The organism is Filibacter tadaridae, assembly GCF_900609045.1.
Classification (GTDB): domain Bacteria; phylum Bacillota; class Bacilli; order Bacillales_A; family Planococcaceae; genus Sporosarcina; species Sporosarcina tadaridae.
The window spans coordinates 1-2,720 of the sequence record NZ_UXAV01000005.1; the positions used below are offsets into that span (position 1 = coordinate 1).

Annotated in this window: 6 protein-coding genes; all 6 read right to left on the minus strand. The window is 38.4% G+C overall.

Annotation, left to right across the window (positions count from 1 at the left end):
• The coding region (locus tag FILTAD_RS00020; protein WP_124068464.1) for a protein rep at positions 1-1,027 on the minus strand (1,027 nt) is incomplete at its 3' end.
• A gap of 20 nt (positions 1,028-1,047) precedes the next feature.
• Entirely contained in the window at positions 1,048-1,206 is a 159-nt protein-coding gene (locus tag FILTAD_RS15695) for a hypothetical protein (RefSeq protein ID WP_160117525.1), read from the minus strand.
• Between the two features lie 232 nt (positions 1,207-1,438).
• Positions 1,439-1,663, minus strand: a complete 225-nt coding sequence (locus tag FILTAD_RS00025; protein ID WP_124068465.1) for a hypothetical protein — start codon at positions 1,661-1,663, stop codon at positions 1,439-1,441.
• Positions 1,660-1,962, minus strand: coding sequence for a hypothetical protein (locus tag FILTAD_RS00030; protein ID WP_124068466.1), 303 nt, complete (start codon positions 1,960-1,962; stop codon positions 1,660-1,662). The genes FILTAD_RS00025 and FILTAD_RS00030 overlap by 4 nt, the downstream gene beginning before the upstream one ends.
• Positions 1,955-2,230: a ribbon-helix-helix domain-containing protein gene (locus tag FILTAD_RS00035; protein ID WP_124068467.1), complete on the minus strand. Its 276-nt coding sequence runs from the start codon at positions 2,228-2,230 to the stop codon at positions 1,955-1,957. The genes FILTAD_RS00030 and FILTAD_RS00035 overlap by 8 nt, the downstream gene beginning before the upstream one ends.
• Positions 2,231-2,532: 302 nt before the next feature.
• Positions 2,533-2,720, minus strand: a 188-nt coding sequence (locus FILTAD_RS15700; protein WP_160117526.1) for a hypothetical protein, incomplete at its 5' end; no start/stop codon positions are given.

Genomic DNA, 2,720 nt, shown 5'->3' on the forward strand with positions numbered 1-2,720 from the left:
TTTTATCTTCATTATCGACATGAACTAGATCAGCATCATCATCTTCAGAGTCTTGTATTTTTCCTTGTTCTTCAAGGGAAATCAAGGCTTTTTTTAATTCTCCACCATAGGCTATTAATCTTCTACGAGCTAAAGAGGTATCTAAAATAAATACAACTTCATCGGTCTTTTCTTCGTCAATACCTGATGAAACGTCAGGAATATAGAGAACTTCTTTACCTTTTTGAATTGATTTTCTCCGGTTGTAAACTAAAAAATCGTCTGCTTTTGTCGTGTACTTTGCAAGCTCAGCAATAGCACCACCGGAAAGCTCTGTTTCTTCAATTCCCTTTTCTACCAGTAAACTTTGTTCTTTTTCCTTATTACGCTTATTTTTGACTGTCCGTATATCTACAATAGGCGTGTAGTCCACTTGTAAGCTCTTCTGCCACAATTTAACCCATTCATCTGTCTTTATATATCCATGTGAAAAATAGGAGGGTGAAACAGCCAGCAAAACGTGAAAGTGAGGATGAAACTTTCCATCGTCATAATTTCTTGTTACTTCTAGCGAACGAAACCAACCTAAAATCAATTTTTGAAACTGTTTTCTTTTTGAAAACCTATCCCATGATTTCATTAAGTGAGAAACCGTTTCTGCTAGATCTTCACCAGTACAATTTTCAACTGTCAAAGTAAGAAATAAAAAACGCATTTTTCTCTGCTGAACTGCTTCATGTGCAACCCGTTTGAGATTGTAGGCATTTAAAAGTGACTTTCTCCATGAGCACATTGGACACATTCTAATTCTGCAAAAGTTGGCCCATTTTAAATTTTTTTCATGTCCATGAGGGCAGGCACTAAATTTCAACGATGAACCGCAATAATTTACATTCTCTGAACGGTTGGACCAAAACGTGCCCTTATATTTTTCACTGATCCGTCCATAGGATTCAGAAAGTAGTTGGCTATTCGTCTTGTGACTTTTCCAGGGTCTTTCCTTATCAAAGCCGTTAAAGTCGGTCAAAATCTCGTAGTCTTGTCCCAAATTCCATCAACACCCTTCATCTACGAATCTACTACATAGAAATCGGCGATAAATCCCGCCGCTACGCCGTTTATATGGTATTTCGTGCCGTGAGTTGTTTCTATAGTATCAAGTAAAGAAGTAATCAGTTCAAAATCATAAAGAAAAGGTCTAAACCTTGCCCCTTTTAAAAGGGTCAAACCCCCAAACCCCCTCGCCGGGTGGCAGGTCCTCACATGGGTGAGAACCGTGAATAGGGTGGAAATCAACTAAAAGGGTAAAGGCATAAATTCCCTACGGTCAGACATTTATACTTGACCCTTTGCCATGCATAGAAGCTCCACCGGTTGTTTTGAGCGTCTATTCGCCAAAGTGCCGACTGGCAAGCCTCAAGAGTTTCATCGGGCTTCTACAGTCGGCACTAGATTTACATTACGCCACCAATGAACCAATGAACGATAATACAATCGGTGCGATTTCCTTTTCGATATTTACATCGTAAAAATACGGATCGGAAGAATACAAGAAAGACGCTACTGCACCGAGAAATTCCACCTCACCCGAATAAACTTGGTCAAATCTATGCCCATTCGGTAAATGGTAGCGTATGAAATATAATCCCTCTTCTTCAAAAAGGTCTACTTTTCTCTTACTCATATAACAATTTCCAAATTAAACGGCTTCAAATATTGAACGTCTTGAAGTTTGAGCACCGGACGTCCTTTTGTATCACGTGCCTGTCTGAAATCGAGATCATAAACGCCCGGCAGCTTAGTGAATTTTTGAGAGTGTTCACCGATCAAAGTAAGATTCAATGCTGCGTGACCTTGACCATATTCACTATTTTCGTTAGTCGTATCTAAATAATAAACGGTGACACCTTGAACCTTTTCACCGTCATCATTAGCGAAATTGAAAGGACGAATTGCCGTCACGATATGTTTTTGTTTAGCCATTGTTTTCGTCCCCTTTCAAATCTTCAAATGTAAGTCCTAATTCGGAAAAAGCTTCATTAGCACCAGCATGCAAAAAACCACGGATAACTTCTGATCGTGAAAGATGAAGCTTTTCAGCAATCAAATCCAACTGTTCAACAACGTCCTCTGAAAGTCTAAGCGAAATACCAACCATTTCTGGCTTTCTCATTTCATTGTCATCTTCTTCTAATTCTAAAAGTGCTAATTCGTTAATACGTGACTGAATCATATCTTTTATTTTTGTCATGTTTTTTTCCTCCTCGGTTTCATTACACTAATTATTAACCATGTATTACACAATGTCAAATAGTAATTACAATTAAAGTAAACTGTATTACAAACAGCTTTACAAACAGCTTTACCGCTTCTACAAATCCACACAAAGAAAGGGCATCCATCGTCGTCGCGTCCAGGAACCCGGGCAAGCCGGAACCCCTGGAACACGCCGAACGAACGGACGCCCTTTTCCTAACATTGGATTTGAATGAAGGTGAAAAATACTGTATAATGAAAGTAATAGTTGATTTAACCGACCCTTTGCTAGAAGGGTTATTCTTTTTTTAAGTAATTTTTTACACTTGGAATCCAGCTGTATAATTCTTCTAACATATCGGATTGGCAAACGCTGCATTTACAGTTTTTATCTTCATTATCGACATGAACTAGATCAGCATCATCATCTTCAGAGTCTTGTATTTTTCCTTGTTCTTCAAGGGAAATCAAGGCTTTTTTTAATT